This is a genomic window from Candidatus Binatus sp., assembly GCF_036567905.1.
Classification (GTDB): domain Bacteria; phylum Desulfobacterota; class Binatia; order Binatales; family Binataceae; genus Binatus.
Genome location: NZ_DATCTO010000046.1, coordinates 1 through 22,151, shown reverse-complemented (window position 1 = coordinate 22,151; position 22,151 = coordinate 1). Strand labels below are relative to the sequence as shown.

General features: G+C 63.6%; 16 protein-coding genes. 11 read left to right on the top strand and 5 right to left on the bottom strand.

Annotation, left to right across the window (positions count from 1 at the left end; genetic code table 11):
* Positions 1–23: 23 nt before the first annotated feature.
* From VIO10_RS07580 to VIO10_RS07570, 3 genes are read right to left on the bottom strand one after another with little or no spacing between them, the layout of a single operon-like run.
* A complete protein-coding gene (locus VIO10_RS07580; RefSeq protein WP_331961748.1) occupies positions 24–512 on the bottom strand; it encodes an AAA-associated domain-containing protein in 489 nt (162 codons plus the stop codon).
* Positions 512–1,270, bottom strand: a complete 759-nt coding sequence (locus tag VIO10_RS07575) for an ABC transporter ATP-binding protein (protein WP_331961745.1) — start codon at positions 1,268–1,270, stop codon at positions 512–514. Before VIO10_RS07575 ends, VIO10_RS07580 begins: the two co-directional genes overlap by 1 nt.
* 39 nt (positions 1,271–1,309) lie before the next feature.
* Positions 1,310–3,064: an ABC transporter permease subunit gene (locus tag VIO10_RS07570; RefSeq protein WP_331961742.1), complete on the bottom strand. Its 1,755-nt coding sequence runs from the start codon at positions 3,062–3,064 to the stop codon at positions 1,310–1,312.
* Positions 3,065–3,183: 119 nt separating this feature from the next.
* On the opposite strand from VIO10_RS07570, the gene VIO10_RS07565 reads away from it, so the two are divergent.
* The 10 genes from VIO10_RS07565 (at position 3,184) to VIO10_RS07520 (ending at position 17,273) form a co-directional block, all read left to right on the top strand.
* Positions 3,184–4,869, top strand: coding sequence for a hypothetical protein (locus tag VIO10_RS07565; protein ID WP_331961739.1), 1,686 nt, complete (start codon positions 3,184–3,186; stop codon positions 4,867–4,869).
* 173 nt (positions 4,870–5,042) lie between these two features.
* Positions 5,043–5,747, top strand: coding sequence for a DUF2231 domain-containing protein (locus VIO10_RS07560; protein WP_331961736.1), 705 nt, complete (start codon positions 5,043–5,045; stop codon positions 5,745–5,747).
* 28 nt (positions 5,748–5,775) lie between these two features.
* Positions 5,776–6,621: an MOSC domain-containing protein gene (locus VIO10_RS07555; protein WP_331961733.1), complete on the top strand. Its 846-nt coding sequence runs from the start codon at positions 5,776–5,778 to the stop codon at positions 6,619–6,621.
* Between the two features lie 114 nt (positions 6,622–6,735).
* On the top strand, positions 6,736–10,002 hold the full coding sequence (locus VIO10_RS07550; RefSeq protein ID WP_331961730.1) for a PD-(D/E)XK nuclease family protein: 3,267 nt from the start codon (positions 6,736–6,738) through the stop codon (positions 10,000–10,002).
* Between the two features lie 4 nt (positions 10,003–10,006).
* The gene (locus VIO10_RS07545) at positions 10,007–13,459 is read left to right on the top strand and encodes a UvrD-helicase domain-containing protein (RefSeq protein WP_331961726.1); all 3,453 of its coding nucleotides are present in this window, start codon (positions 10,007–10,009) and stop codon (positions 13,457–13,459) included.
* A gap of 228 nt (positions 13,460–13,687) precedes the next feature.
* Positions 13,688–14,554, top strand: coding sequence for a hypothetical protein (locus VIO10_RS07540; RefSeq protein ID WP_331961722.1), 867 nt, complete (start codon positions 13,688–13,690; stop codon positions 14,552–14,554).
* Between the two features lie 16 nt (positions 14,555–14,570).
* Positions 14,571–15,077, top strand: a complete 507-nt coding sequence (locus VIO10_RS07535; RefSeq protein ID WP_331961719.1) for a 6-carboxytetrahydropterin synthase — start codon at positions 14,571–14,573, stop codon at positions 15,075–15,077.
* Between the two features lie 154 nt (positions 15,078–15,231).
* On the top strand, positions 15,232–16,287 hold the full coding sequence (locus tag VIO10_RS07530) for a sigma-54 dependent transcriptional regulator (RefSeq protein ID WP_331961716.1): 1,056 nt from the start codon (positions 15,232–15,234) through the stop codon (positions 16,285–16,287).
* Positions 16,280–16,732 (top strand): response regulator, encoded by a 453-nt coding sequence (locus VIO10_RS07525; RefSeq protein ID WP_331961713.1) that lies wholly within the window; start codon positions 16,280–16,282, stop codon positions 16,730–16,732. Before VIO10_RS07530 ends, VIO10_RS07525 begins: the two co-directional genes overlap by 8 nt.
* 172 nt (positions 16,733–16,904) lie before the next feature.
* A complete protein-coding gene (locus VIO10_RS07520; protein ID WP_331961710.1) occupies positions 16,905–17,273 on the top strand; it encodes a DUF4870 domain-containing protein in 369 nt (122 codons plus the stop codon).
* Positions 17,274–17,317: 44 nt separating this feature from the next.
* Here the strand turns inward: VIO10_RS07520 and VIO10_RS07515 are convergent, their stop codons facing one another.
* Together VIO10_RS07515 and VIO10_RS07510 are read right to left on the bottom strand one after the other, a co-directional pair.
* Complete coding sequence (locus VIO10_RS07515) at positions 17,318–19,513, bottom strand: mechanosensitive ion channel family protein (RefSeq protein WP_331961707.1); 2,196 nt, start codon at positions 19,511–19,513, stop codon at positions 17,318–17,320.
* Positions 19,514–19,614: 101 nt separating this feature from the next.
* Complete coding sequence (locus VIO10_RS07510; protein ID WP_331961704.1) at positions 19,615–20,691, bottom strand: hypothetical protein; 1,077 nt, start codon at positions 20,689–20,691, stop codon at positions 19,615–19,617.
* 463 nt (positions 20,692–21,154) lie between these two features.
* Here VIO10_RS07510 and VIO10_RS07505 point away from each other — a divergent pair, with 463 nt between their 5' ends.
* Positions 21,155–21,823: a hypothetical protein gene (locus VIO10_RS07505; RefSeq protein ID WP_331961701.1), complete on the top strand. Its 669-nt coding sequence runs from the start codon at positions 21,155–21,157 to the stop codon at positions 21,821–21,823.
* The last annotated feature ends 328 nt before the right edge of the window (positions 21,824–22,151 follow it).

Sequence of the window (22,151 nt, the reverse complement as noted above, 5' to 3'; positions counted from 1 at the left end):
GATGTCTCTCCTGGCGCAAGCGCCTATTCGTTGTCGAGATAAAAACGGTCCTCGTCCTTGTTATAGCCGAACAGCTCGGCGAAACGCCCCCAGTTCACCATCGTAATGAACTGGCGCTCGGGCTTTTCGCTCGGCAGCAGCATCGCGAGGTGGCTGAGCACGATCTCCTTGGTAACGGACTTGTCCTCCTGGCCATGCAGGAGGCGGATGAAGTAGCTGAAGAGGCTGTGTTGCTTCAACTGCCCGCGCACGAGCAACTTGCGTTCGTTGACTTTCGCGTCGATGATTTGTTTTCCCAGCGGCTCGAGCACCACGTCGCCGGCCGGAGTTGAAACGAAGCCGAGGATTTCCGCGGCCTTCATCACCTGGAGCAGATCGCCGAATTTGAAATTGAGATCGCGCGCTATTTTGTAACCGTCCTCGCGCCCGCCGCGATCCTCGAGCAATTCGAGCAAGCCGAAGACCAGACTCAGCGCGCAATCTGGAAGCGGATATATGGACGCAGGAGCCATCAGCCGCGCTCCTCGATCAGCGAGAAGACCTTGTCGGTCAGGGCGTTGAAAGCTTCAGTGCGGCGGTCGCGCGGTCTTGGCAATTCGACTTTGAGATCCTTCACGATACGTCCGGGGCTCGAGGACATCACGATGACGCGATCGGCGAGTTCGATTGCCTCCTCGATGATGTGGGTAACGAGCACGATATTTTTTACCGGCATGTCGGGCGCCTGCCAGATTTCGAGCATTTCCTCGCGCAGCGTGATCGCGGTCAGGGCATCCAGCGCGGAAAACGGCTCATCCATCAGCAGCACCTTGGGCTCCACCGCCAGCGCGCGGGCGAAACCGACGCGCTGCTTCATTCCGCCCGAGAGCTCGCGCGGGTAGGCCTCCTCGAAGCCGTCGAGTCCCACCTTGTCGATATAGATTCCGGCGCGCTTTTCGCGCTCGGCCAGCGGCAATCCCTGCGCTTCGAGGCCGAGTTCGACGTTGGCTTTGACCGACAGCCATGGCAGCAGCGCAAACGATTGGAACACGAGGGCGCATTCGAGATTAATCCCATCGATCTGGCGGCCGCGGTACAACACCTGTCCGGAAGTCATCGGCACGATACCGTTGATGATGCGCAGCAGCGTTGACTTGCCGCATCCCGAGGGCCCGACGATCGCCACGAACTCGCCCTCATCCACGTTGAAGCTGACGTCGTCGAGCACCTGCAACGTGCCCTTGGCGTGCGCGAAATTTTTCGAGATGTGTTTGAGCTCAAGCAGGGCCATGGGTCAGATGAGTCCGAATCGCACATAGTCAGGGACGTGTCAGTAGTCCAGCCGGTATCGCTCCGTGGCCAGGTTGTACAACGGCCGCCACATTAGCCGGTTCAACAGTAGCACCACCAGTATCATTGATAGCAGGCTCAGCAGGATCATCACGCCGTTGCCGGTCTTATAGGTGGCGGCGTCCAGCAGCGCGCCGATTCCGGTCACCTGGTAGGTCTGGTTTTTGTAAACGAAGTACTCCGACAGGATGAGCGCGTTCCATCCTCCGCCCCACGCGGTGATGCTGCCGGTGATCAGCGACGGCATCACCGCGGGAAGAATCAGCTTGCGCCAGCGCGCGTAGCGGGATAGCCCGAACGCGCGCGCGGCTTCCTTCAAGTCCTCGGGCACCTGGTTTACGCCCGCGAGCAGGTTGAAGAGCAGATACCATTGCATCCCGGTCAGGATGAGCAGGATCGAAGCGAGATTCATCCCGCCGGTGATCTGGATGACGAAGATGACGATGACCGGAAACAGCGCCGTCGCGGGCATCGAGCCGACAATTTCCGCAATCGGCGAGAGGATTCGGTTGAAGCGCGGACTCTCGCTGGCGGCCAACGCGCACGGCACCGTCCATGCCAGCGAGATCGCGTAGGCGACCGTCATCCGAATTGTGGAGGCGAGGATTGCGGCCGGGATCTGCTTCGCGTCCGACGGCCACGGCTGCGAGAGCGTTCTGATCAAGGCGAAAAAGCCACGCCCCAACGCCCACAAGGTGAAGATCACGATCGCGCCGATCACCAGCGTACGCACGATCTGGCCCGCGCGCCTGCTTTGTTCCGGCGAGAGTTGCGGACCGCGCGGCATCGCGTTTAGCGCGGTCGCGATCAGCCTCATCGGAGGCAGCAGGATCGAGCGCAGCGCACGCGTGATGGCGGGGCCAACGCCCGACAGCGCGTCGAACATCCCCAGCGATTGCGCGGCGCCCGACGACGCCGCAAATTCGTAGCGAAACTTCTCCGCCCACGCCGACAGCGGCTGCCACACGATCATGTCCATCAACACGATGATCGCGAGCAAGGTGAGAAGTCCCGCAACGAGATCGAAGTTGCGTCCATTTTCAGCGGCCTCCCACAGAAAACTGCCCAGCCCCGGCAGCCGGTAGCTGGCGGGACCGACTGTGATGATTTCGCACGCGATCAGGAAGTACCATCCCGCGACCCAGGACAGAATCGAGTTGTACACCAGCTTCGGCACGCTGGCCGGCATCAGCAGACGCTTGAACCTGAGCCAGCCGCGCGCGCCGAACGACTCGAGCGCGTCGCGCGAGTCGTCGGGAATCGTTTTGACGGCCTCGTAAACGCCCAGCGCCATGTTCCACGCCTGGCTGGTGAAGATGAGAAAGACGGCGGCCATCTCGACCCCGAGCCGGCTGCCGTGCGCGAGCGCGACGAAGAAATAAACCGCGGCGGGGAAAAAACCCACCACCGGTACCGACTGCGCGATGTCGATGGCGGGAATCAGGATGCGCTCGTACAGCCCGCCGCGCGCCGCCGCCATTCCGTAAATGATCGAGAAAAGCAGCGCGATGATGTACGCGGCGAGCATCCGGTAAAACGAGCAGAACGCGTAATATGGAAGATGTTCGATCGAGACGGGGACATTGTGCGCGATGAGATGCTGGGCGTGGCTGCGATACGCAAAGAACAGGGCGATGATCGCGGCAAGCGCGATGAACGCGAGCGATCCATTGATCAAACGGCGCGTATTTATTTCGAGCTTGAACATTTTCGCGCGAACCGAAACTCTCAGCATAGCCGCGCCGGCGCTGCGCTCAAGCGCAAAATACATTTCGGACGCATTAATTTTCGGCGCGCCGGCATTGACAACGCGCAATCCACGCAATAGCGAAATCGAAAGAGCGGAAAATAATAATGGCGGGCGCGGATAGAATTCCAGACGACCAGTGGCGGCTGGACGATGAATCCAGCGAGCGCGCCGAGCACGAGCCTCGGCTCGTGCCGCTGACGACGGAGACCGCCGTCAACCTGAGCCACCAACGGCTCACGCGAGCGGTTTACGTCGTCACGGCGGAGCATCTTGGATGGTACCTGATCGCCGTCTATGCGCTCGTCACGCGCGCGATTGCTCTAGGAGTGCGTCCTCTAGATGCAGTGCAGGCGCGCGATGCGCTTGCGGCGCTCGCGCTGGCCACGCACGGCCGCGCCGCGCTCGCCGCGGGCGCCGGTCTTCACGCCTCGTGGGTCGCGATACTCCAGGCTTGGATCTTCGCGGCGGTCGGCGCGACGGACGCCACCTCGCGAATTGTCGTGTGGCTATGCGGTCTGCTGATGGTCGCGAGCGGATTTGCGATGCGTCCGTTCATCGGGCGCGCGGGAGCGCTTGCCTTCGCCGCCTTGATCGCGATTTCGCCGAGCGTGACTTATTTTTCGCGCGGCGGCTCGACGGCGATTGCGTCGATGGCGTTCGTGATGATCGCGATCGCAATCGCGGAGAGTATGCGCCGGCAACCGGGCCTGGTGCGTGCGGCGGGATTGGGCGTCGCGATCGCGCTGTGGCTCTCAGCGGATCCGATTGGCTACGCGACGGCTGCGGCGATGATCGTATCGCTGATTCTCGTCGGCGCGGGCGGCGCTGTGCGGATCGATCATCGGCGCTTGCGCTTGCGTGTATGGTGGGAGCGGCGTCGCGCGGTCGTGATCGTCTGCGCGATCGTCGCCGCCGGCCTGTGGATCTTCCTGACGACAGCTTTTTTTTCCCGATCTCTCGCGACAGTACTCGAATACGACTTGCGCGCCGCATTTGTCCGGCCGTCGATTGCCACCGGCCGCTTCGTTCTCAGGTTGCTGCCGATTTTGGCGATCTACGAATTCATTATCCTGATTCTCGCGATCGCCGGTGCATTCGCGATCGTCTCACGACGTATCGCCGGCCGCTTTGCGGCGTGGTCAGTGGTGTGGACGATCGTCAGCCTGGTGATGCTTGCGACGGTGGGAGCAAATCGATCTGACGCAGTATTGGCAATTCTCCTGCCGTTGATTATTCTCGCTGCCTGCGGATTGGATTGGATGCATCGGTCGGAGCGATGGAACTCGATTCGTTATGCGATTGCGGCGGGCGTCGCGCTCACGCTCTACGTTCAGTTCGCCGTCAATTTCGTCCATCCGGCGCCCGACACGAGCGAGGCGCCGTGGCGTCGGCACGCGCTGTTGTTCTGGTCCGAGCCGGCGACATCGATTCAGACGGTCAGGGAATGTCGGCGGGCGAGAAATGTGGTTTCGCCGGCCGGCGCGAGCGCGATGATCCCTGACGACCACGAAACGCCGCAGGTGCGATGGTATCTGCGCGATTTTGCGCTGACGGATTCGCCCGCGGCCGCGAACATCGTCGTGACAATCGGCAAGACGCAAAGCGGCGCGCTCGCGGGCAACCCTGACGCATCGCAGTTTGGATTCGAGGAGTGGTGGACGCCGGATTTCGGCGCACTGACGATGCCCGGCGCGATCCGTTATTTGCTCGCGCAACGGGCGTGGAGCGACGTCGAGATACGCGACCTCGGGATCGCGATAGCGCGGCCCGACAGCACGCCGTTGCGCTGACTTCGTGATTTCTTCGCCCTATCGATTCTCGCGCGGGGTGTGGCCCAGATTTGCGCGCGGCCCGAAGCTTTGCGATAAACTGCACAGACCACGCATCGCGCCGCGCAATTTCCCGTTCCCGTTGCCCGCGCGTACTCGGACCCCGTCTAAGTCAAGGAGCACCAATGGACTCTGTGGCGAAATTTCTCCAATCCTGGCAACTTCATCCTATCGTCGATCATTTCACGATCGGGCTGCTGATCGTCGCCGTGCTGATCGATCTCGTGGCGAGCGCCGCGCCGACTCGCATCTGGCTTCGGTACACCGCGCTGTTGCTGATGATCCTCGGCGCGCTCGCGGCCGGAGCCTCCTTTTTCACCGGTGGTATGGAAGCCGACCGCATCTGGAACGCGCTGGGCCAACCCGCTAGGGACGTCCTCAAGCGACACGATGATCTCGGCCTGTACCTCGCGATTACCTTCGGCATCCTCGCCGTGTGGCGCATCCTGATTCAGGGGTTCGGCTTCATGGCGGGATCGCGCGCGATCTATCTTATCGTCGCCTTCGTGGCGATTGTTGTATTGGGTTACCAGGGGCATCTCGGCGGCGTGCTCGTGTACGATTACGGCGCAGGCACGGCGCTGATGGCGGCCGCTCCGGTTCCGTCGGAAGCCGCGAGTCCTTCGCCGGCGCCCAGTTCGTCGGGAGCGATTCCGATGGTGTCCGTGCCGACCCCGCTGCCGACATCGACCGCCCCGCTGCCGACGTCGAGCGCGCCGCCGGCGATTCCCACAGCGTCAGCATCCGAACCGATGGATTCGCCAAAGCCGGCCAACACGCCGGCCTTGAGCCCGACCGCTCAGCCCTCGGCCGCGCCGAGCGATGGGGTAAGGATGTGATCGAGTCGAAGCAAGTAGAAGGAGCGAGATGGCGCGGCGAATGATTGGCAAGGTCAGCGCGCTCGCGCGCTACCCGGTTAAGTCGATGCTCGGTGAGCAGCTCGACGAGCTTCTTATCACCGAGCGCGGCGCGGCCGGCGATCGCGCGTATGCGCTCAGAGAGCTGGCGACGCGGCAGATCGCCAGCGCGAAGAAGTTCCCGCGGCTATTCGAATTTCGGGCGACCTGCGACTGCGCGCCCGCGTCGGCCAGCGTCCCGCCGGTGACAATCGAGTTGCCCGGCGGGCGGATGATTCACGCCGAGGACGCAGACGCATCCGAACTGATTTCCGCGGCGCTCGGCCGGAGAGTAAGCCTCGAGCGCGCCACCACCGCGCGCGGCGAGCTCGCCGGAATCGACCCGGCGACCCTTTTCGCCGACGTGCCGGTCGAGAAAGTCTTTCCCGGGCTTACCGCCGCCACGCTGCCCGGCTATTTCGCACTCGAGAAGGAAAGTTTTTTCGACACCGCGGTTATGCACGTGATCGCCAGTGGCACGCTGCGGCATATGGCGAAACTCGCCGCGCCCGGTTCGGTTTTCGACCCGCGCCGCTTCCGTCCGACGATTTTCGTCGACACCGGCGAGCGCGACGACGCGTTCATCGAGGACGAGTGGATCGGCGGTACGCTCGAAGTCGGCGACAGCGTGAAGATTGTCGCGATGCAGCCTGCGCTGCGCTGCGTGATGACGACGCATCCGCAGGAAGACCTCCCGCGCGACTACACGATCCTGCGCACGGCCGCGTTTCACCATCGCGCCAACGTCGGCGTGTTCGCGTCGATTGGTGCGGCGGGCCGGGTTCGCGTCGGCGATCCGGTGTACCTGGAACAATAATTCTCCTGACAACGGTTGTCGCGTTGTGGAAACAACGCCGCGTGGCCTCTTGCGAGATCCGATCCGCGGGGCAGACGATAGTGCTGTGGCGCGGCCTCGAGTCGCGCCGCGTCGATGCCAGCTTCTCGTGAAATCATAACCTCGGAGCGCGCCGCCGGCCGAATCGCCGCCGCCCGCGCATGGTTGGAGTCGCAGCCATCGGCCCGCGAAGTTCTCGTGATCGCGTCGGTCAAGGAGGCCGCCGACGACCTGGTGCGCGCGTTCGCGGTTTCGCGCGGCGCGATGCTCGGGGTGCATCGCTTGACCCTGAACCGGCTGGTCGGGTTGCTCGCCGCCGAGGAGCTGGCGGATGCCGATCTCGCGCCCGCGGACGGACTCGCGGCCGAGGCGGTCGCAGCGCGCGCGGTCTTCCGCCTGGCGCCGTCGGGCGCGCTTGCGCATTTCGAACCGGTGTTGAATCGTCCCGGTTTTTCACGCGCGCTCGCGGGGACGCTGATCGAGCTTCGATGGAACGACATCGCCGTTGACGAGTTGCGCGCGCTCGGCGGCGCGGGCGAGGCGATTGCCGCGACGCTGACGCAATTCGACGCTGAGTTGGCCGATGCCAAACTGATCGATCGCGCCGGGATGCTGAAAGTCGCGACTCGCGCGGTGCTCGCGAGTCAGCCGCCGCGCTTCGTTGGACTGCCGGTTCTGCTGCTCGATCCATCTGTGGACAGCGCGCTCGACCGCGACTTTATCGCGGCCCTTGCCGCGCGTTCGCCGTCAATTCTGGCGACGATTCCCGCCGGCGACGCGCCCGTTCGAATGCTCCTTGAAGATGCGCTCGGCGTGCGCGCAACCGCATTGTCGCCGCCGGCGAACGAAAGCATCGCGCCCTCGCTCGAGCGTCTGCAGGCGCATTTGTTCGCCGGCAGCGCACCGCCCGAGCGCGACGTGGACGAAACCGTGACGGTGGTTTCCGCCCCGGGCGAGATGCACGAGTGTGTCGAGATCGCGCGCCGAATCGCCGCCGAGGCGAGGCGCGGCGTGCCGTTCGATCGGGTCGCCGTGCTGCTGCATGACCCGGTCCGCTACGCGCCGTACTTGCAGGAAGCGCTCGCCCGCGCGGGCATCCCGGCTTACTTCGCGCGAGGCACGCGGCGGCCTGAGCCGGGAGGGCGCGCCCTGCTCGCGCTGCTTGCGTGCGCCGCGGAAAATCTTTCGGCGCGCCGCTTCGCGGAATATCTCTCGCTGGCGCAGGTGCCCGACCCCGATCGCCCGCGTGAGGATGAGCCGCCGATCAGTGCGGACGCGGAACTCGCGCCGGTGCCGCTGGAGTCGGATCTCGAAGTCGAAGGCAATGCCACTTTAGTTGACGATATTGACGCCTCCGATCCCGTTCCGGTCATCGACGCAACGGCGCGGGCGCCGTGGCGATGGGAACGGCTGCTGGTCGATGCGGCGGTTATCGGCAGCGCGCAGAGATGGCGCAAGCGGCTGGCGGGGTTGGGCAACGAGCTCAGGGCGCGGCGCGCGGAGATTGCCGGCGACGACGCGCGCGCGGCGGGTCTGGAGCGGCGAATTCTCGACCTCGCGCATCTCGGCGAGGTGGCGATGCCGATTCTTTCGATGCTCGACGCGGCGCCGCGCGATGCGACCTGGGGCGACTGGCTCAAATTTCTTCGCGAGCTGGTTGACCTGGCGATTCGCGATCGCGAACCGGTTCTCGCCGCGCTGGCGGAGCTTGAACCGATGGCGCCGGTCGGTCCGGTCGGACTCGACGAGGTGCGTCTGGTGCTGAACGATCGGCTCGGGCGACTGGAAGCTCCGCGGCGCGTTCGCCGTTATGGCGCGGTGTTCGTCGCGGCGACCAGTCGCGCGCGCGGCATGGAGTTCGACGTCGTCATCGTCCCGGGTCTTGCCGAGCGCATGTTTCCGCGCAAGCTGACCGAAGATCCGATCCTTTCCGATTCAGCGCGCGCGCGGCTCAGCCCGCATCTCGCGCGCAATGAGCAGCGGCGCGACGCGGAGCGGCTCGCATTGAGAATTGCGGCGGGCGCGGCGCACGAGCGGGCGATGTTTTCTTATCCGCGAGTCGATCTCGACCAGGGCCGACCGCGAGTGCCGTCGTTCTACGCGCTTGAAATTCTGCGCGCTGCGGAGGGCCGCCTGCCCGGCTTCGATGAGCTGGCGAATCGCACGGCGTCGCAGCCGACGCGGCTTTCATGGCCGGCGCCGGCAAATCCCGCCGACGCGATCGATGACGCCGAATTCGATCTGGCGGTGCTGGACAAACTGGTGGACGCCGATCCGGATACGACCATCGGCGCGGCGAACTATCTGCTCGGCGCCAATGTGCATCTCGGGCGGGCGCTGCGCGCGCGGGCGCGGCGCTGGCTCAAGCGATGGACGCCGGCGGACGGGCTCGTCGATCCGGACGCGGCGGCGCTGGCGGCGTTGGGCAAGCATCAGTTGTCCGCGCGTTCATACTCGCCGACTGCGCTGCAGAATTTTGCGGCATGCCCGTATCGTTTTTTTCTGCAAGCGGTCCATCGGCTGGAGCCGCGCGAGGAACCCGAGGCGATCGAGACGCTCGATCCGCTCACCCGCGGCAGTCTGTTTGCGGAGGTCCAATACGAAATCCTGACGGCGCTCAGAGAGCTCGACGTGCTGCCGGTCACGCCCGAAGACCTCGAGGACGCGTCCGCGCTGCTCGACGAGCGGCTCGACGAAGTTGCCGCGCGATGGCATGAGGAGCTCGCGCCGGCGATCGAGCGCGTGTGGCGCGACGGAATCGACGGTATCCGCGCCGACTTGCGCGAATGGATGCGGCGCGCGGCCGAGGACCCGGAACACTGGCGGCCCGAATGGTTCGAACTCGGCTTCGGCCTGCGCGATCGCGCGCGGGCGGATCCGCATAGCTCGCCGGAGCCGGTCACAATCGAGGGCGGGCTCGGGCTGCGCGGGTCGATCGACTTGCTCGAGCGCCATCCGGACGGGCGAATTCGCGTGACCGATCACAAGACCGGGAAAGTGCGCGCCACCAAGGACTTCGTGATCGGCGGCGGCAAGACGCTGCAGCCGGTCTTGTACGCGCTCGCGGCCGAACGCGTGCTGGGCGAGCCGATTTACGCCGGGCGGCTTTACTACTGCACCGCGACCGGCGGCTACGAGGAGCGAGTGGTTGAAATCAACGACGAGGCGCGGCGCTCGGCGCGCGAATTCGTCTCAATCATCAAGGAGTCGCTGGAAACGGGTTTTTTGCCCGCCGCACCGGATGACCGCGAATGCGAATGGTGCGACTACAAGCGCGTGTGCGGCCCATACGAAGAGCGGCGCTCCCGAATCAAACCGAAAGCGCGGCTTAAACCGCTTCACCGGCTGCGCGAGATGCGCTAACGCCGTGGCCGACACCATCATATCCGACCAGGCGGTGCGCGATCGGATTGCCGACGACCTCGGCGTCACGCTCGTGATCGAGGCCGCCGCCGGTACCGGCAAGACCACGGCGCTGGTGAATCGAATCGTGTCGGTGATCGGGTCGGGGCGCGGCGAGCTGGCGCGGATCGTCGCGGTGACGTTCACCGAGAAAGCGGCGGGCGAGCTGAAGCTGCGGCTGCGCGGCGAAATCGAACGTGCGCGCCATAACACCGAACTTTTGAGCGATGCGCGCTCGCGCTTCGACGAGGCGCTCAAGCAACTGGAAGAAGCACGCATCGGAACGATTCATTCATTTTGCGCCGACCTGCTGCGGGAGCGGCCGGTGGAAGCGCGAGTCGATCCGATGTTCGAAGTCGCGCCCGAGGACGTTGCGGGCGAGATGTTCGACGCCGCGTTCGAGCGATGGTTCGAGCGGGTGCTGGACAATCCGGGCGAGGGGATGCGCCGCCTGTTGCGCCGGCGCGATCTGTCGGAGCGCACGGGGCCGCGCGCGATCGCGCGCCGCGCGGCGCTCGAGCTGCTGAACTGGCGCGACTTCGATTCGCCGTGGCGCCATTCGCCGCTGGAGCGTGACGCCGAGATCGACGCGATCATTGCGGAGATCGAAGCGCTGGGCAAACTTTCCGAACTCGGAGAGCCCGACGACTGGCTGGCGCGGGGCCTCGACGCGATCGCGCGGCCGGTGGCTGAGGCGACGCGGCTGGAGGCGGTGCGCGGACGCGACTATGACGCGCTTGAGTCGGTGTTGATCGCGCTTTGCACCGGGCGGCGCTGGGATTGGAAGGGATACGGCGGCGACTTTGGCGAGGCGAAGCGCGATGAAATTTTTCGCCGCCGCGCCGGGCTGCACCAGCGCCTCAAGAAGTTTCGCGACGATGCGGGCGCGAATCTCGCGCCTATCCTGCGCGACGAGTTGTGGCCGATCGTCGGTATCTACGAAGAGCTGAAGCGCCGCGCGGGGCGGCTGGACTTCCTCGATCTGCTGCTGGTCGCGCGCAACCTGGTCCGCGACAACCCGGCGGTGCGCGCCGAGCTGCAAAATCGCTTCACCCATATTTTCATCGATGAATTCCAGGACACCGATCCGCTGCAGGCGGAAATCCTGTTGATCCTGTCGTCGGCCGATCCCGCCGAGTCGAACTGGCTGAAGGTCAAGCCGATCGCCGGGAAACTATTTATCGTCGGCGATCCGAAACAATCGATTTACCGTTTCCGCCGCGCCGACGTTTCGCTCTACCAGGGCGTCAAACAGTTGCTGCTGATGCATGGCGCGGAGCTCGAATATCTGACGGTGAGCTTTCGCGCGACGCCGGCGCTTCAAACAATGGTCAATGCCGCGTTCGCGCCGCTGATGAGCAAGGAATCGGGCACGCAGCCGGCATACGCGCCGTTGATGCCGTATCGCGCCGAGCCGGAGACCCAGCCGTCGATCGTCGTGTTGCCGGTGCCGGAACCGTACGGCGACTACGGCCGGGTGGTCGATTGGAAAATCGACGAGTCGCTTCCCGACGCGATTGCCGCGTACGCGCGATGGCTGGTTTATGAAAGCGGATGGACGGTGACCGAGCGCGAGGCGCCCGAGCTGCGCGTGCCGATTCGTCCACGCCATATATGCATCCTGTTTCGCCGCATGAATTCCTTCGGGCGCGATGTAACCAGGCCGTATTTGCGCGCGCTCGAAGCACGGCATCTCCCGCACGTGCTGGTCAAGGGCGGGTCCTTCAACGAGCGCGAAGAAGTGATCGCGATCCGCAATATCCTCGGCGCAATCGAGCGGCCCGATGACGAGTTGACGGTGTTCGCTGCGCTGCGCGGGCCCGTGTTCGCGCTGACCGATGCGGCGCTGCTCGAATTCCGCATGACGCAAGGCAGCCTGCATCCGTTTCGCAGGCTGCCCGACGATATCCCCGACAGTCTCAAGGAAGTGAAGGGCGCGCTCGACGTGCTCAAGGGATTGCATCGCGGGCGTAATCGAAGGCCGATCGCGGAGACGATTGCGACGCTGCTGGCGATGACTCGCGCGCATGCGGGAATCGCTATTTGGCCGACCGGTGAGCAGGCGCTGGCGAATATCATGCGAATCATGGACCAGGCGCGGCGTTACGAAGCGCGCGGCGGGATGACCTCGTTTCGGGCTTTCGTCGACGAGCTCGAAGCACGCGCCGATCGCGACGAGGCGAGCGAGACGCCGATCGTCGAGGAAGGCACCGAGGGCGTGCGGATCATGACGGTGCATCGCGCGAAGGGCCTGGAATTTCCGATCGTCATCCTGGCCGATATCAGCTGCAACGAAACTCGCGCCGACGCGTCGCGATATATCGAGCCCGCGGCAAAGCTGGCCGCGATGGAGCTTGCGGGATGCGCGCCGCGCGAACTGCAGGAGCATGCGGCGAAAGAGCATGAGCGCGACGAAGAGGAAGCAATCCGCCTGCTCTACGTGGCCGCCACTCGCGCGCGCGATCTAATAGTGGTGCCGGCGGTTGGCGACGAAGAGTGCGACGGCTGGCTCACGCGGCTGAATCCCGTCGTCTATCCTGCCCCGTCCGATCGGCGCGCGCCGGCGTCGCAGCATCCGCCGGGATGCCCCGAATTCGGCGACGACAGTATCCTGACCCGCCCCGCGAAAGCTCCGGGCAAAATAAAATCGGTGGCGCCGGGATTACATCGGGCGCAGCAGGGAGAGCATCGGATAGTTTGGTGGGATCCCCGGCTGCTGATCCTGAACGTCGAAGAAAAGATGGGGCTTCGGCAGGACAAGCTGCTGCAGGCCGACGAAAATAAACTCGTATCAGATCGCGGGACCAAGCTGCGCGAGCAATGGAGCGCGAACCGGGCGGCGATGCTCGCGGCGGGAATGGCGCCGAGGATAAACGTCGCGACGGCGACCGAACTGGCGCTTGCAGCGCCGGCGGCCGGACCGGAGCATCCGGAAGCGATCGCGGTCGAAGAGACGAGCCGCGATTGCGGCCGCCCGCATGGCAAGCGATTCGGCACGCTCGTGCATCTTACGATGCTGCGTGCGCCGCTCGACGCGAACGCGCGCGAGATCGGCAAGATCGCGGCGGCCGCGGCCAGGATGATCGGCGCGCCGCCCGATGAGGTCGCCGCCGCAGTGGATTGCGTAAAAGCCGCGCTCAAGTCTCCGCTGATACGTCGCGCGAAAGCTGCGGATACGGTAATGCGTGAATGTCCGCTGATGATCCGGCTCGAAGACGGCACCGCGGTCGAAGGTATCGCGGATCTCGCGTTCACCGAGATTACCAACGATGGCGCGGTCTGGACGGTGGTCGATTTCAAGACTGATGTAGAGGTAGCGTCGCGGCTCGACGAATATCGCGCGCAGATCAGGTTCTATGTGCGGGCGGTCAGGGAGAGCACGGGGCGGCCGGCAAGCGGCGTGATCTTGTGGATATAGCAGGGGTAACCCCTGCACCTTAGTATTAAGATAAGAAGAGATGCGGGACTTTGTCCCTGTTAGAAGGGTATGAGAGAAGAAATGCGGCTGCTCTTTGTGTCATCCTGAGCAAAGCGAAGGAACCCGGCTCCGGGATTCTTCGCTTCAGCAACTTCCGCTCTAGAATGACACAAGGCGGATCGGACGATTTTGCGCAATCGCGAAATATTGGTTGTCGGATACGGGTCGTTGCTTAGCGGCTATGGGTTGCTGGCCGAGCGGCGCGGTGGCGCGAGCCGGCTGGTGGCGCGTGACGCGGCTGCGGTTTCGATTCGAAATGCGCGGCGTGGACTGGCCAAGCCTTCGAGCCATGGCAGGTACCTGGCGATGGATATCGAGCCCGTCGATCGCAGCCTGCCAATTACCGCATCGACCGCGGCGGACAGCCACGGCGGCGGGATCGGCGGGCTGCTGCTGACGTTCGATCGCGACTGCGCGCCGACGATCGCGCGGCGCGAGGAATACGATGCTTATGCGTTTGAGCGGTTGATCGGGCTGGCGGAGCGCGCGGGCAAACCGCTTGGCGAATACCTGATGGAGATCGCCAGCGGGACGAATTTCGACCTGCTCACCTACCGGATCGCGCTGCGCTCGATGCTCGACTACACATCGCCGGGATATATTTTCCATCCGATAGAAATCGACAACGGCCGTATCGCGATAATCGCGATCGGTTCGGGATTCGAAGGCAGCGGAGACCCGAGGATTGTTTCGCGACGCCAGGAATTCGGGATGGACCGGCTGCTGTCGCTCGAGCAGTCGGTGCAAACTGAAATTCGCGATTTCGATCGCGCGGGACAGATAGGATACTACGCGGAGTGTATTCTCGGCGGATTGCATGGGCTGGACGTAGGCGACCTGGCGCCGCGAATCGGTCCGGATGCCGGGTTGGCGCGCGAACTCGCAGCGCAGCTCGGGCCGATCGCCGCCGGCGAGCGCGACAGGTTTATCGAGGCGACCTCGATCGACGCGGCGAGGTACCGCGAGCGGTTTTCGTTCTTATCGCGGCGCACGCCGAGCTTGACGGCGCTGCTGGAGCTGGCTGGCATTGTATAGTGACAGGGACGAGTCGATGGCAGCGAAAGCGAATTTTTCAATCCGTGTAGCGAAAGAGAGTCTGAAATTTTCGGCCGCGCATTTTATTGCCTATCCGGGGTTTCGCGAACCGCTGCATGGCCATAACTACCAGGTCGGCGTGTACCTCGAGGGGCGGCTGGCGAAGACCGGCTACGTGATCGATTTCGGGCTGATCAAAAAGCTGACCAAGGAGATCGTCGATCGGCTCGACGAGCGCACGATCGTTCCGGCCAACAGCGATTGCCTGACGGTTGAAGGACCCAAGGACGGGGTGGTGCGAATCCGCTACGAGAACGACGAGTTCGTGTTGCCGGCGGCCGACGTGTGTATCGTGCCTATCGTGCATAGCTCGGCGGAAGAACTCGCGCGCTACATTTGGCGGGAGTTGGCGGCGGCGCTGGAGGCGCGCGGTGCGCTGAAACTCGTGACGACGATGGAAATCTCGGTGGCCGAGGGACCGGGTCAATCGGCGCACTATCGCGATTCGACGGGCGGCATCTGATTGCGTTCTCTCCGTAACAATTTCCGCGATTTACAGAGTCTAATCTGCTCACTTGCAGTCATCATCTTGTCAACTGCGTGCGTGGCATGAGAGCATTACGCACGTAACGCGGCGGTTTATCTTCGCCCGACACGGAGCGAAATCAGGAGTGGCATTGCCAGCGAAATTCGCGGAGCCTGAGATGCCTTTTGCGGTCGAGCGGGCACTGGTCGGAGCGCATCCGGCGATCGTGAAACTGCGCGCGCTGATCGAGCGCGTCGCGCCGACCGAGGTCACCGTGCTGATCACCGGCGAGAGCGGGACCGGCAAGGAAGTGGTTGCGCAGGCGATTCACACGCTGTCGCCGCGCAACCTTCAGCCGTTCGTGCCGGTGAACTGCGCGGCGATTCCGCACGACCTGCTCGAGTCCGAGATGTTCGGCCATGAGCGGGGCGCATTCACGGGCGCCGCAGGATCGCGCCGCGGGCTGCTGACGACGGCCGATCGCGGCACGATCTTTTTGGACGAAATCGGCGAGATGCCAATCGGGTTGCAGGCGAAACTTCTGCGCGTGCTCGAAGACGGCGTGGTGCGGCCGGTTGGCGCGGACCGGGCGACGCGGGTCAATGTGCGCGTGATCGCGGCGAGCAATGTCGATCTGGGCACGGCGGTGGCCAACGGCGCGTTTCGCGAGGATCTTTTCTATCGTCTGCAGGTGGTGCCGATCGTGATTGCGCCACTGCGCGAGCGGCGTTCGGATATCCCGCTGCTCACGGAACACTTTCTCGAGCGCATCCGCGATCGCACTCCCGGACGCGAAATCGCGATCAGCCGGGAGGCGATGGTGGCGCTATGGTCGTACGATTGGCCGGGCAACGTGCGCGAGCTCGAAAATATGCTCGAGCGGCTGGCGATCCTGTGCGAGGGCCCGATTATCGACTCCTCGATTCTGCCGGAGAACCTGGTGGCAGGCGTGCGGCCCGCGGCGGCTCCGATTGCGGTCAAGCTCAGTGACGGCGCAGTGAACCTGAACGACTTGGTACGGGAATTGGAAGGTAGATTGATAAACGATGCGCTCAAGCAAACCGGAGGGAACAAACAGGCGGCGGCGCGGCTGCTGGGACTCAAGCGGACGACATTTTCCGCGAAGCTGAGGCGCTGCGGTGTAATAGCTCCGGCGTCTTCGGACGACCGTGAGGAAGGCTGGACGAGCAAGGAGTTGTATGGATGAAGCAATCAGAGCGCCTCAGATAATGGTGGTTGACGACGATCAAGACACCGTCGCAATCCTTGGCCACTATTTGCAGCGCGAAGGCTTTGTCCCGATAGAGGCCAACTCCGGAGCACAGTGTCTCAAACTGGTTCATGAAAACGAAGTTGACGTAATCCTGCTTGACCTGATGATGCCTGAAATGGACGGCTTCGAAGTCGTGAAGGCGCTTAGGGACAATCCCGAGACCGCGGAAATCCCAGTCATCATGATTACCGCGCGCGACGATTTGGATGCGCGGGCCGAGGGAATGCGCCTGGGGGTCAGCGACTTCCTGGCCAAGCCGGTATTCCGGCGCCAGCTCGCCAGCCGCATCCGGGCACAACTCCAAGTGATCGAGACGGCGCGCAATGCGAGCGCGGCGATGGATCGCCTCGAGGCGGTGAAGAATCGGTCGCAGCATTAGGTTGGTTGGCGAGATCGATCGAAGGGCCGGCCCGCGATGCGGGAAGCCCGTCCTGCCGCAGTGCGCGGGCTGCACGCGAGCGCATTGCGATCCCCTGACGCGTTCGACTACAAATTAGTGGGCAAGGATCGCTTCCAGGGTCATCGTTCGAGATGACAAGGAGGAATTCGCGATGAACGGTGAGAGCCGAAAACCGCAAGCTAACATAATTGCGGCGCTGACCTACCTGCTGGGCTTCGTCACCGGCCTGATTTTCCTTTATCTCGAACCGTACAATCAGGACGAGTTCGTCCGCTTTCACGCGCGCCAGTCGATTGGCTTCTCGGTTGCGTGGTTCGCCATCGCCATCGTGTTCGGCGTATTCATCGCGGTGCTGCCCCATGGATTGGGGGCGTTGCTCAATTTCATTCTGACGCTAATCGACATCGCACTCGCGGTGTTCTGGCTTTTCCTCATGTACAAGGCCTACAACGGCGAGCGCTACCGGATTCCCGAGCTGGCCGACATCGTCGATAGCATCGCGGGAACTCCAACCGCGTAGCATCGCGCCGATCGCGCTCACGGCGCCCGGCCGATTTTCGAAATCTACTTATGCGGGGGCGTGGCGCCGGCGGCCTTTTCCCCAGCCGTGGCGGCGCCGGGCGTATCGTCGGCCGGCTCATCGGTCGCGTTTTGGTTTTCGCTTTCACCGTCGGCCGTTGCAGGCGGTGGAACCTGCGACTCGATGTTCGCGGTTCCCTGCGGCGCCAGGCGCAAGCTCGGCTCGCGGTTAATCGCGTCGAGCACGCGGCGCGAAATTTCGTCGGTGATTTGCGGCGCGGAGTAAGTTTCGGCGGGATAGCGAATGACTATTTCCAGGCCCGCCTTGCTCAGATGCAAGCGGCTCTGGGGCTTGGGCGTCTCGAGCACGATGTTGAGGTCGCGCTCCAGATGCCGATAGTCGCCCATCACGCGGTTGCGATAGCGGGCGAACACTTCCTCGACAACCTCGAGCAGGCGCTTCTCGGCCAGCCGGTAGTCGACGTCGGGGGCGAGCGTGAGCCGCACCTCGCTCCATACGAAGCTGGTGCCGGGCGCCTGCTTGAAGAAGTTGCCCGACGGCTGAAACACGATCGCGTTGGAGAACACCGCCACGCGGCCGGTGGGCTCGCGATGCGTCCCGGAGCCGCCGAGCTCCATCAGCGAAAGTTTCACCAGCCCGATATCGATCACGTCGCCGGTCACGCCGCCGATTTGAACGCGGTCGCCGGCCTTGATTCCGAATCGCCCGATTAGAAAGAAGTAGCCGGCGATCGACAAAATCACATTCTGCAGCGCGATGGCGATGCCGGCGGCGGCAAATCCCACTATGGTGGCGGCCGATCCGATCTCGTCGGAGAAATTGATCAGCACGACGACCAGGACGATCAGCCCGAGCACGAGACGGCGCGCCGCCATCACCTGCCCGCGGCGCCGGATGTCGGTCACGTAGCGATTGGTGATCCATCGCCACGCCATCGCACAGAGAAAGATCAGCACGAAGGCGCCGCCCAGCCCGATCAAACGGATGACCAGGCCTCTGAACTCCCTGTTCCAGCGCTGCTCGATCGCGGCGTGCCACCTGCCGACGTTGTTGGTGTAAATCCCCAGCAACACGATCTGCTTGCTGAGCGGCAGCGCCGCGGCGCTGGCGAGCTTGTGCTCTTCGAGCAGGCTCTCGAATGATTTTTTGCGGTCCTTGAGCGTCGCCACGTCGGCCGTGCCGGCGCCCTGTGCCAGTGCTTTGCCGCGCGCGTCAAGGCCGGTGATCAAGCCGATGATCGACTGGCGGACGCCGGCGGCGCGGGCGGTCAGCGCTTGCGCGAGCGCGGTGTTCTGACCGAGGGCGTCGAGCTTGTTGCTGAGCGCGATCAGTTCGGTGATAAGGCCGAAAATCCCGGTGGGCTCGGCTCTTGCCACGAAGGTGCTCTCGGCCGGGAGGGCAGGCGGCCGTTTGGCGTTGCTATCGGAAATCGAATGCTCGAGCTCGTCGATTTGAGCGGCCAGTCCGCCGCTCTGATCGGGCGGCGCACTGCCGCTTTCGAATTGCGCGAGAGCCCCGAGCGCCTCGACGCGCGCCTGGTTGAGATCGAGTTCGCTCTGCGATTCTTGAATCTGGGATGCGATCGTCGCGCGCTGGCGTGCCGGCGCTTTCGCCCGCCGCGCCTGCAAATCCTTGATGCGCGCGCGGAGCGCGTCGCCGGCGGCGACGAGCGTCTGGTAAGTCTGCGTGACGTTGCCCAGCCCGGCGGCGCCCGCGCCGCCGGCGACCGGGGGTGAGCCGGCGGATCCAGGGGCGGCGGCGTTCGGGGTGGTCTCGGCGATTAACGCCGCTTGCGCGCGTGCGTACTCGAAAGCCAGCCGCAGAACTTCGCCGGCCACCTGGCGGTCATCGGCGAAAAAAAGTGTTTCGTCAGGATCGCGCACCAGCTGCGCTTCGACGCCTAGATGCCCGTACCACTTGATCACGTCGCTCAGATACGAAATCACGGTCTGCGCGTCGGCAGGCGGCGCGGCCGCCGATGCGTTGCGTGATGCGGGACTCGACGCTGCTGCGGTTTGGGGCGCGGCGGTTACCAGGACCGTCGGCGGCGCCGATACGGTTTGAGAGTTGGTCGCGGGCTTCGGACTCTGGGCGAATGCGGACGCGGTAGTCGCGCCGGGAAATCCGGCAATCGCGATCGAAACTGCGATCGCGATCACGCCTGCGATTCGAAGGCGCATGCCGGCCGATGGAATCGAAGTTCTAGCGTGGGGACGCATCGCGATTAGTCCGGACCCGGCAGGCGCACGCCGGCGCCGAGCCGAAAGGAAACCTTACCATCGGCCCGGTGATAGTTCGATTGGGCGGGGACTGGCCCCTGCTAGCCGACGCGGGCGGCGCCACGCTCGGGCGCGAGATCTGCGTAGCGCGCGGGCGGCGCCCATGGCGTGTCGAGCGCGTCGAACTCACGCATCAACCCGTCGATGTCTTTGACGTTGGCGGTTTTCCGGATCAAATCACGGACCATCACCGGCCGCTGGTTCAGCCGGTCACGAAGCATCGCGCGAATCGCGCGGTCTGCCAGATCGTTGACGACCTTGCGGCCGGATACGGGCTTGCCGTCCAGCGTGAGCAAAGTGCGCGCCTGAATTTCAGAAAGCGCGGTGCGCAGGTACTCGACGTGCGGCGATTCGTCGGCGCGGATGAAGCGCACGAGCTTGGCGGCGTCTTCGGGCGCGTCGGAAACTTCGGGGTCGGACAGGATTTCCTCGGCCCACGCGAAGGTCGAGGTGGCGAAGACTTCGATCGCGAGCACGTTGGCCATGAAGCGAATCAATCGCTCGACCGGCTCGCCAAGCTCCGGGAAAAGGCGGGCCGGCTGGCCGGCTCCGCGCCGTGCAATGAGGCTCGCGTAAATTTCAGGTGAGATCGCGGGATTGGAAAGCGCCGCGTCGCGCGCCGCGTCCCACATCTGGCGATGACCGCCCTCCTCGGTCCATCCCGCTTCGTCGCGCGCGTGCGCTTCGAACAGGCCGCCGGTGAGATGCGCCAGCGCGGCGCCTGCGGTGTCGTCGCGGATGAAGGTGGCCAGAGGCGGCACGGGCAGGTCGCGAATCATCGCGCCGAAGCCCTCGACGATGGCGATTTCGGACAGCCATCGCACCATCGGCTCGCGCACGCCCGAGCGCAGCAGGAATTTTACCTGCGCGACGTTGGGCGCCTGCGGCGAGATGGTGTCGGCGGGAATCTCGAAAAGCGCAGTTCCCGAGGTCGCAACGTGCTGCTCCTGCCACGCCTTGATCGCGGGCACGCGAAACGCAGTCCGCGGCGAGCGGTAATGGCCGTCGGCGTCGAAGCCGCCGTGGCATTTGACGCCTTTTACGATAAGCGGCTCGCGGGTGGGAACGTTGGCGAGAATTTCTTGCGCGGAGAAGTTCAGTTGCGATTCATGAGCCATCGAAGGGTCACCTGGCTTCCTGCATTGACGCGCCCCCGCACGCCTTCGGCAGCGCACGACTACTTGCCTAACCTACGTTAGGGTCAAAGATTGAGTCAACGCCGCTCTAAGTAAGTCAGGAAGTCGCGGTTCCCACCTATCGATTTTCGGTGCTACTCTTATTTCTGCCTGATGGGCGGAAGGGCCGCACATGACGAGTCCGATCGACGCTATTACGCATCGAAAGCTTGCGATTGCGAAGCAACTATACCAATTGGGCATCGCACAAGCGTCCAGCCCTGCAGCTCCGTCGTGAATTGTCGCCGCTATAGCGTTTGACCTCGCGTCTGAGAGTGTACTTCGCGCGGCGGTAGCGGCGCTCAATCCACTAGCGAGTCCGGCTGATGCATTCCCCAACCTAGTTAACCAAGTGCAGGACCCTCTCGCACAAGCTTCTATGGGAGTATTAGCAGACGCAGGAAACTTGAAACACGTTCCCTCGGTTCGCAACGATGCACAACACCGAGCCAAGTATCCTAACGAGACCGACGTTGCAGATGCTCGCATATACACAAGAGATTTCTGCCAGAAGTTAGTTTTTCAGGTGTGGGATTTAAAGTTCGACAAGATATCGCTCGTCGATCTCATTCAGAATCCTCGTCTTCGAGATTTTCTCGAAAAAGCTGAACGAGAATTAGCGGCTAATGACCTTTTCAATGCCGCGCAGTCGGCTGCCGTAGCTGTTGGGTTCGCAATCTTAAAGGTCGAAAATGCTGGGGTTGGCAGGTCGCCGAAAAGCCGCAGCTTTAGCAAGCTGAAACGACTCGGCCACGACATACCTGAAGCACGCGAAGCGGCTAGCGACATTGATGATCAGTTTGAGGACACAAACCGAATTCTCAAACGGATGCAGCAAACGGTTCTCTATCTAGCGCTAGGTTTAAACTACGTTGATTACCAGAGATTCGAGACTCTGGCAGGGGAAGCGATCTTTTACGTTGCCGGTAATGTCGAGGTTCACGGGACCAAGAAAGATGTCACACCCGCAGAAGCGGAGTTTGTGGTCGGCTACGCTATCGACTCTGCGTTTCAGATCGAGCTACGGGTTGGCGACGTTGAGAAGCCGTCTGGCTCCGACCGATCGGCCTACTAAGGATTTACTCGATGGCCGCTGCGTCCAGGCATCGGCGGGCGGCGACGCTCAAACAGCTCGTACAACCGACGCACGAGGTCCATGAGTTTTCCTCGACGCGCAAGTGGATGGGGGGGGCGGGGGAACCGGGATTCTTCGCTACAGCAACTTTCGCTCTAGAATGACACGAAAAGCGCCGCCATTTCCCCCCCCAACCCTTTTTAACAGGGACGAAGCCCGGCCGTTGGCACGGCTGGCCAGTATTAAGAGACCGCGTGCCCGTTGGCAGGGGCCGCGCCCGCCAACGGCGGGCGGCCTTAATACTGGGTGAAGGGGTCACCCCTGCAAA